The following is an 8,347-nucleotide window of genomic DNA, read 5'->3' as shown; positions in this document are numbered from 1 at the left end:
CGCGCTTGACAGAATCGCGGTTAAGGACGCAAATCAGGGCACGAGATGAAAAAACGACCGGAACGCAGCAACGCAGGGGCAAACCCGCCCGGTCACTGAGGCAGCTCGCATTTCCAATGCCAGCCGGAACAACGAGGGCAGTGATGCTTTCCACAAAACCCGTGGGCCGCCATGCGGCTGCGCGCAAATATGACGTGCTGACAGCACTTGGCGCTTATGCGCTTGCGCGGGACAAACATGATCAGCGTCGCGTTCTGAGGCTGATGACCCTGATCACCGCGCGGTACAATTGGGCGCGGGATGAGCTCGCCGTGGGGCAGCGCGAGATTGCGCGGCTGTGGTCCGTCGATGAGCGGACGGTGAAGCGGGAGATGGCGCGATTGCGCGCGATGGGCTGGCTGGTTGTCAAACGGCAGGGCGCGCGCGGGCATGTCACGGAATACCGTCTTGCGCTGGACCGGATGCTGGAGGAGACGGCGAGCGAATGGCCGAAGGTCGGACCGGATTTCGAGTTGCGGATGGGCCAAAGCGAGGAGCAGCCAAAGGTAGTGGCCTTGCCGGTGAAAGGGGCGATCAAGCCGCCGGACATGTCGGAGGGGACGGACTGGGCGTTGGCGCAGGGCGTGCTGCATGCAGAGGACGAGGGGCTTTACGCCTCTTGGTTCGCAGGTCTCAGCCGGGCGGAAAGGGCAGGGGGACGGTTGAGCCTGAAGGCACCCAGCCGGTTTCACGGCGCCTATGTGCAGACCCATCTGGAAGAGCGCCTGCTGAGGGCATGTCAGGCGGTGGACGACAGCATAAGCGAGGTGCGCATCATCTGCTAGCATTGACAGCACTGCAGGCGACGCCCATATAATTGTGGTGATCCGGAGGAATGATATGGCCACATTGACCATCCGAAACGTGGATACCGATTTGCACGATTTCCTGCGTCAGTCGGCGGCCCGCAATGGCCGGTCGATGGAGGCGGAAGTGCGCGCGGTGCTGGCCGAGCGGATGCAGGCCGAAGACCGGAGCGCGGCAGATGTCGTCCAGAGCATCCGGGCAAGATTTGCGGGCCTGGAAACGGATCTGACGCTGCCAAACCGGGACAGGTTACCTGATCCGATCGCACCGGACGCATGATCCTTCTGGACACCAATGTCATTTCGGAGCTGATGAAGCCCCGCCCGTCGCAGGCCGTGCTGGACTGGTTTGCCGCGCAGGGGACGCAGCGGCTGGTGCTTAGCGTGATCACGGTGGCGGAGCTGCGGTATGGCGTGGCGTGCCTGCCGCAAGGCCGCCGACGCCGGGCCCTCGACGAGGCTGTGACCGGCATGCTGGACGAGGATTTCGAGGGCGCCATTCTGCCCTTCGATCTGGCGGCGGCGGAGGCTTACGGCATGATGGCGGCCCAGGCCCGGCAAGCGGGGCGGACACCGGGGCAGAGCGATCTGATGATCGCCGCCACGGCCCTTGTTCATGCGGCAAGTGTGGCCACACGCAACTTGCGCGATTTCGACGGCGCGGGGATCGATCTCTACAATCCGTTTGAGGATTAACCGGGCCTTTATGCTCCCCCGATAAGGCTTGTGCCCGTATCGAGAGGGCAGAGAGAGCATGTCAGGTCAGGCGCAGGCGACAATCCCGACCCATCACCGCAGCATTCAGGAGAAGATTGAGACCGGTCAGGTCAAGGCAGCCCTGGCGGAGGCGTTGCAATGGCTTGAGATCGATCCGCTGGACCGTCAGGTTCTGGATCAGGCGGCGACCTGTTACCGGACCCTCGGCGATGGAAAGACCGCGCTGTCGCTGCTGCGCGTGATCTCTCAACACTGGCCGGACGACCCGCAGGCCTGGGGCAGGGCAGGGGCCATGGCCCTGCTGCTGGGGGACCGGGAGGGGGCGGCCCATGCCTATGAGCAGGCGGTGAAGCTCAAGCCCAGATCGGCCCACGCGCTGGCGGCCCTGAACCGGCTTGCGCCCTTTCAGCGGGACGGGCGCCGGGCGCGTCTGCTGCGGCAGATCACCCGGAATGCCGGCTATCCGAGCGGCGAGCGCGCGGTTGCGTGGAACGCCCTGGGCCGGATCGAGGACCGCGCGGAGCGGCCTCGCGCGGCCTTGCACTGTTTCTCCCGCGCGAAATCCCTGAGCCCGGGGCAATACCATCCAGGCGCGATGGAGGCGCTGCTGGAGGCGCAGAAGGCGCTTTACCATGCGCCGAAGCCTGCGAGCGGTGGTGCAAGGTTGATCTTTGTGGTGGGCCTGCCAAGAAGCGGTACGACGCTGACGGAAAGCATCCTGGCCTGTCATCCTCAGGTGCAATCCATCGGGGAGAGTTATGCGCTGCAGGAAAGCCTTGCAGCGGCCCGACACCTTGCCGGTGATGCCTGGGGGTGGCAGGGCCTAGATGAAGCGCAATGGAAGGCCTTGCGGCAGCATTTTCTGGAGCGCGCCGAGCTTCTGTCGGATGCACCGGTGATTGTCAGCAAGATGCCGATGGATTGCCTGAACATCGGATACGCGGCGCATTTATGGCCCGAGGCACGGTTTGTCGTGATGGACCGGCATCCGCTGGACACGGGGCTGTCGAATTTCACAACGCATTTCCACGACACGCATGGCTTTTCGAAACGGTTCGACTGGATCGGTCATCTGACCCGGATTGTTGAGGAAGCCACGCAGGATTACCGGGAAAAGCTGGGAGAGCGGGTGCGGATCCAATCCTACCGCGCCCTGGTGCAGGACCCGCCCGCGGCCATCGCCGCCCTTCTGGATCACACGCGGCTGGACTGGTGCGATGCGTGCCTGACGCCCGAGAGACGGCCGGGCGGGATCCGCACGGCGTCTTTGATCCAGGTACGGGAGGGGATCAACCAAAGTGGTCTTGGGACGTGGAAAGCCTATAACGGGTTGCTGGACCCGCTGGTCGCAGCACTTGGCGGGGACGCCTATCTTGACGCCTGGGCCGCCCGCGATGCGGCGCGTGAAGAATGAAAAAGGCCGCAGCACGGGGCTGCGACCTTCATTTGATACAACGCGTGTTGCGGCTTAGTTGGTGGCTGCTTCCTCTGCCGGGCCAACGCTTGCGAGGTAGGCATACACATCCGCCCCACCGTCACGCAGTTTGAACGACATTTTCGAGCGGGCCTTGCTGTCATCAAGATAGGCACGCAGGAAGGCGCGGGGGTCTTGAACATATTCGACGAAGTTCGCCTCGTCCCAGACCAGCCCCGCTTCACCGGCGGCGACCAGATCGTCGCCATAGCGGAAGCCTTCGATCGTGCCGGCCTGACGACCGACGATACCGTAAAGGTTGGGGCCGGTGCGGCCACCCTTGACGATTTCGGTATCGTCATCGGCCACGATCATGTGGCACGATTTGCACTTGTTGAATGCCTTTTCACCAGCAGCTGCGTCACCGGAAGCGTGGCCGTCTGCGAAAACAGGTGCGGCCAGAAGCCCCGCGATCAACGTGGCGATGGTACGGTTCATAACATGTCCTCCAACAGTTCTGTTGGGGATTTACCTAATACAAGCGACCAAGAGTCAACAGTCACAATGGTGAGACTTTAGGCGACAGCGTGAGAAATCGCGCATTGTTTCCACAATTCTTTCAAGGCCATCACCAGATGCTCGATATCATCCTGATCGTGCAGGGGGGAAGGGGTGAAGCGCAGCCGCTCGGTCCCCTTGGGCACGGTGGGATAGTTAATGGGCTGCACGTAGATGCCATATTGCTGCATCAGGTAATCGGCGATCATGCGGCATTTGACCGGATCCTTGATCATCACGGGGATGATGTGGCTGGGATTGTCCATATGCGGGATGCCCTCCTGATCGAGGCGCTTGCGCAGATAAGCGACCCGTTCGCGCTGCATGTTACGCTCTACATCGGAGTTTTTGAGGTGCTGGATCGACACCCGCGCTGCGGCGGCCACGGCAGGGGGCAGGGCGGTGGTGAAGATGAAGCCGGACGCGAAGGAGCGGATGAAGTCGCACAGAGCGTCAGAGCCGGTGATATAGCCGCCCACGACGCCATAGGCCTTGCCCAACGTGCCTTCGATCAGGGTGATACGGTCAGCGAGGCCAAGCTCTTCGGACACGCCACCGCCGCGGGGGCCGTAGAGGCCAACGGCATGGACCTCGTCGAGATAGGTCATGGCACCGTGCTTTTCCGCAACCTCGATGATTTCTTCCATCGGGCAGATGTCGCCGTCCATGGAATAGACGCTTTCAAAGGCCACGATCTTGGCGGCATTGGCGGGCAGGGCGGCCAGCTTGCGGTCAAGGTCTTCGGGATCGTTGTGCTTCCAGATGACCTTGTTGCAGCGCGCATGCCGGATGCCTTCGATCATGGAGGCATGGTTCAGCTCGTCCGACAGGATCACCGCATCGGGCAGACGGCTGCCGAGGGTAGAGAGCGCGGCCCAGTTCGACACATAGCCGGATGTGAAGAGCAGAGCACTCTCCTTGCCATGCAGATCGGCCAGTTCGGCCTCCAGCAGCTTGTGCGCATGGTTGGTGCCGGAGATGTTGCGCGTCCCGCCGGCGCCGGCGCCGCAGCTGTCGATGGCGTCCTTCATGGCCTGGGTCACCTTGGGGTGCTGGCCCATGCCCAGATAGTCGTTGGAACACCAGACGGTCACCTCATCGGGCGCCTCGCCGTCATGGCAGCGTGCGCGGGGAAACTGGCCTGATTTACGCTCCAGCTCGGCAAAGATGCGGTAATTGCCCTCGTCCTTGAGGGTGTCGAGCTGGGATTGGAACAGGGCGTCAAAGTCCATGGGCGTCCTCCGGTCTTTTAGGTAGCTTATGTTGTTGATTGGGCGCGGTGCCCTCTTGCGGCAGCATCCAGCGCCAAAGCCGCTCGTCGGGGAGCGGCAGGACCATCAGCCAGTGTTCGAGCAGAGCGAGCGCGGTGATGGCGGTGAGAAGGGCGAAGCCGATGGCGTCGCCCATTGTGTCGGCCGAATGCAGGCGTTCGAGCCAGCAGGCGACAGCAAAGGTGAGGACAGTGACCGAGATCGGGAAGATCCAGTTCAGCCGGCGAATGCGGAAATGGCTGGGCAGGTGCGCCAGAGCCTTGGGCAGAAACTCGGTGTTGATCTTGGGAACGCCGAAATAGAGGTTCAGCTTGGCCGAGACACGGGCCCCGAAGAGGATGATGAAGGTCCACATGCCGAAGGGGTTTGCATGGCCCCAGCCATAGAGGATCATCAGCATCATCACCCCGACGAGCAGCATCTCATGCCAGGCGATGGTGCCCCAGGCCCGCAGGAAGCGTTCCCATTCGGGCACGTTTTCGGGGCAGGGCTTGGTGATGGGGCCGGTGATGATGCCCGCAAGAAAGGCGGTTTCGATCCAGCCCCAGATGGCCAGAGCGGAGAGAAAGCCGATATAGGCGGCGGCGACGGTGGTGCTGTCGAGCGTGGCCAGATAGCCCCAGATGCCGAGGATGAGCATCGGAAGGCTTGCGATCACCGCCATTTGCCGCGCTTTGGGCCCCCGCCGATCGGCGTGCTTGATCAGCATCAGGATGGCCCCGGTGGAGAACCACCAGATGAAAAGCGCGGCAAGGGCGGCGATCCACGGGGTCATTGGGCGACCTCCGTGGGGTGGGCAACGCCTTTGCGCCAAACACTCGTTCGACCGACCAGCGCGCCATAGGCGCGCGCGCCCATCCCATCCCCCCCAGGGGATGGGCGCGCGAGCGGAACATATGTTCGGCGCGCATGGGCGTTATGGTCGAAAGTTTGCATCAGTAAGCCGGCTCCAGACGGGTGGAGGCGGGCACCTGGTGCTTGTTCGCCGGGATCGTCAGCAGCGACAGGAAGGCGCGGGCCGCTTTCAGCGAGCCGGTCCATTCCTTCACCTTGCCGCCCATGCCGCCCTGCTTCTTGCCTTCGGCGATCTGCACGTTGGCGCGGTGCAGAGCTTCGAGGTTGGGCTGCCAGCGCGGATGCTCGATATCGAGCGTGATCGGGAAGATCTGCTCGCTCAGCTTCGATGTCTTGGTGAAGACCTCATGCGCATACCAGTCGGGATCGACACCCAGAGCTTTGTGGAAGGCGGGCCGCTGGTGGTCGCGCACATACATCGTGGCATAGACCGCCGTCAGGAAGAACTTGATCCAGTAGACGTTGAACCCCTGCGTGAGCTTGGGTTCGGTCTTCATCAGCAGGGCGAAGGCCTCGCCATGGCTGAACTCGTCATTGCACCATTCCTCGAACCACTTGAAGATCGGGTGGAACCGGTGTTCGGGATTGGCCTGAAGGTGCCGGAAGATCGTGATATAGCGGGCATAGCCGATCTTTTCCGACAGATAAGTGGCGTAATAGATGAATTTCGGCCGGAAATAGGTGTATTTCTTCTTTTGCGTAAGAAAGCCGAGGTTCACCGCCACACCCGCCTCGCGCAGGGCGTCGTTGATAAAGCCGGCATGCCGGGCCTCGTCACGGGCCATGAGCTGGAAGAGCTGGGTGATGTCGGCATTGTTGCCGCGCCGCTTCATCTCTTTGTAAAGCACGCAGCCCGAAAATTCGGCGGTGCAGGAGGAGATCAGGAAGTCGATGAATTCCTTCTTTAGCTCCGGCTCCATGCCGTCCCAGTCGACATGGTCCCAGTCCTCGTTTTTCTTGAAATGGCCCTTGTTGGGGTCGCTGACCATCTGGGCGATCAGCTTGTCCCAATCCTCGCGGACGGGGGAGACGTCGATGGCATCCAGCTCATCGAAATCTGTGGTGTAAAAACGCGGGGTCAGCAGAGTGTTCTGCATCGCCACGGCGGTGGCCGCCTCGCTGTCGAACTTGGCCTGCTCCTCCTGGATGGCGAGGCCTTCTTCGACGGTGGTGGCGTCGGCGGTGTGTTTCAGGGGGGCATTCATAGCGTCACCTCCTCGGAGAACGAGAATTCGCAAAGCTCCATCACTTCGAAATCGCCTGTGAGGCGGGTCCAGAGCTGTTCCAGCTTCGAGGCGCGGACGATCGTGGCCTCGCGCTCTTCGATGACAACCTCGCCGAAGGGGGCCATGATCTCGGGCCCGTGCACTTTCACCTCGTCGCCGGGGTAGATCACCGCCCCGTTGTTGAACCGCACATGCGCGTGCAGGCTTTCGAACTTGTGACTGATCTCAACGGTGCAGGGCGCACGCTCGAAGTCCTTTGTCAGTAGTCCCATAAGTGGCTTCCTTATGTTCGGGTTACGGTTGTTCCAGCAGCCTGGCAAAGCTGCGGAGGTTTGTGGCGCCAAAGCCCATGAGCTCGGCTGACCAATTCGTGGACGGGTCGTGGATCGAAAGCCGGTTGCCCTCGCGCAGTTGCAAAAGGACAGGGCCGTCGGCGGGGACCCGGTGTTTCAGGCGCTCACGGTCGAGCACACGCTTGACGCCGGAGATGAAACCGCCGGCTTCTGGTGTGAGGTCGGCAATCAGGACGTGGTTTTCGTCGTAGATCTGCGCGGCACCGGACATGTCGCCGTCGAGGAAGATCACCCGTTCCTTGATCACGGGCATGTCGGCGGGCGTGTGTTCCAGCGGGCGGTCGGTGAGACGCGCGGCGGCAACGAGGACCAGGCAGGTGACGACCAGCGCGAACATCGCGCGGACCATCATGCGGGGCACCAGCTCGTCGCGATCGGCGCGGATGCGGGGCGGGCGCTGGGTGGTGTCGGACATCACGCTCACTCCGCTGCCACGGCCGCACCGGACGGCGCTTTACGTTCCACCTGCGGAGTGGACACCCGTGCTTCGGCCGCGTCGGAGATCAGGGCCGCGATCCTTTCGGCCTCGGGGATGCCGCGCAAGGCGGGCTGGGTCGGGTTCATCCGCCAGGGGCGGATATGGGGCCAGAGGGTCAGATAGCTGAGCTGCGTCTCGCCCAGCGTCTCGAACGCGATGGTTCCGGTGCCATCACGGCGCAGGTCCAGCATCGCATTGGCGATTTGTGTGTAGGGCAGGTTCAGTGTCACGGTAAGGGCCGCGCCCACCCGCATGGCAACGCGGCGGTTGGTCACGGTGTAGACCGTGGCCCGCGCCTGCACGAAGGCCACCAGCCAGAGAAGCGCCACCACGATCCCGCCGAGGATCACGAAGGGTATCGACGCACCGATGGCCTGGCCCAGCGGCATCAGGTCGATCACGCTGACAAATCGCCAGCCGGTGAGGAAGGCGAAATAGGCCACGACCCATTTCAGGCTCAGCGCATCGCGGAGGATGGCCCAGGTGGAGGGGCGGCCCTGCCAGAGGATTTCCTCGTTCTCGGGCGGCACTTCGGGGAGCCCTTTGACGGGCTCGACGGCGAAATCATCGTGAGACATGGCGAGTATCCCCCTTCTGAATGTAAGTGGCTTCCTTGGGCCCCGCATGTCT

Annotated in this window: 11 protein-coding genes; 4 read left to right on the top strand and 7 right to left on the bottom strand. The window is 62.6% G+C overall.

Features of this window, described 5'->3' with window-relative positions; genetic code table 11:
• Positions 1-143 precede the first annotated feature (143 nt).
• From CFI11_RS23795 to CFI11_RS23780, 4 genes are read left to right on the top strand one after another with little or no spacing between them, the layout of a single operon-like run.
• Complete coding sequence (locus CFI11_RS23795; RefSeq protein WP_130410217.1) at positions 144-824, top strand: hypothetical protein; 681 nt, start codon at positions 144-146, stop codon at positions 822-824.
• 55 nt (positions 825-879) lie between these two features.
• Entirely contained in the window at positions 880-1,125 is a 246-nt protein-coding gene (locus CFI11_RS23790) for a hypothetical protein (RefSeq protein ID WP_130410216.1), read from the top strand.
• A complete protein-coding gene (locus CFI11_RS23785; protein ID WP_130410215.1) occupies positions 1,122-1,541 on the top strand; it encodes a type II toxin-antitoxin system VapC family toxin in 420 nt (139 codons plus the stop codon). The genes CFI11_RS23790 and CFI11_RS23785 overlap by 4 nt, the downstream gene beginning before the upstream one ends.
• 58 nt (positions 1,542-1,599) lie before the next feature.
• A complete protein-coding gene (locus CFI11_RS23780; RefSeq protein ID WP_130410214.1) occupies positions 1,600-2,976 on the top strand; it encodes a sulfotransferase in 1,377 nt (458 codons plus the stop codon).
• A gap of 54 nt (positions 2,977-3,030) precedes the next feature.
• Here CFI11_RS23780 and CFI11_RS23775 read toward each other — a convergent pair whose 3' ends face one another.
• From CFI11_RS23775 to puhB, 7 genes are all read right to left on the bottom strand, one after another.
• On the bottom strand, positions 3,031-3,474 hold the full coding sequence (locus CFI11_RS23775) for a cytochrome c family protein (RefSeq protein ID WP_130410213.1): 444 nt from the start codon (positions 3,472-3,474) through the stop codon (positions 3,031-3,033).
• Between the two features lie 77 nt (positions 3,475-3,551).
• Positions 3,552-4,766 (bottom strand): 5-aminolevulinate synthase, encoded by a 1,215-nt coding sequence (gene hemA, locus CFI11_RS23770; RefSeq protein ID WP_130410212.1) that lies wholly within the window; start codon positions 4,764-4,766, stop codon positions 3,552-3,554.
• The gene (gene puhE, locus CFI11_RS23765; protein ID WP_130410211.1) at positions 4,756-5,580 is read right to left on the bottom strand and encodes a putative photosynthetic complex assembly protein PuhE; all 825 of its coding nucleotides are present in this window, start codon (positions 5,578-5,580) and stop codon (positions 4,756-4,758) included. The genes hemA and puhE overlap by 11 nt, the downstream gene beginning before the upstream one ends.
• A gap of 160 nt (positions 5,581-5,740) precedes the next feature.
• Positions 5,741-6,865, bottom strand: a complete 1,125-nt coding sequence (gene acsF / locus CFI11_RS23760; protein WP_130410210.1) for a magnesium-protoporphyrin IX monomethyl ester (oxidative) cyclase — start codon at positions 6,863-6,865, stop codon at positions 5,741-5,743.
• Positions 6,862-7,158: a hypothetical protein gene (locus CFI11_RS23755; RefSeq protein WP_130410209.1), complete on the bottom strand. Its 297-nt coding sequence runs from the start codon at positions 7,156-7,158 to the stop codon at positions 6,862-6,864. The genes acsF and CFI11_RS23755 overlap by 4 nt, the downstream gene beginning before the upstream one ends.
• A 22-nt stretch (positions 7,159-7,180) precedes the next feature.
• Positions 7,181-7,654 carry a photosynthetic complex assembly protein PuhC gene (gene puhC / locus CFI11_RS23750; RefSeq protein ID WP_130410208.1) on the bottom strand — a complete coding sequence of 158 codons (474 nt, stop codon included), beginning with the start codon at positions 7,652-7,654 and terminating at the stop codon, positions 7,181-7,183.
• Positions 7,655-7,659: 5 nt separating this feature from the next.
• Positions 7,660-8,295 carry a photosynthetic complex putative assembly protein PuhB gene (gene puhB / locus CFI11_RS23745; protein WP_130410207.1) on the bottom strand — a complete coding sequence of 212 codons (636 nt, stop codon included), beginning with the start codon at positions 8,293-8,295 and terminating at the stop codon, positions 7,660-7,662.
• Between the last annotated feature and the right edge of the window lie 52 nt (positions 8,296-8,347).

Source organism: Thalassococcus sp. S3, assembly GCF_004216475.1.
Lineage (GTDB): Bacteria > Pseudomonadota > Alphaproteobacteria > Rhodobacterales > Rhodobacteraceae.
This window is presented reverse-complemented; position numbering and strand designations above follow the sequence as displayed.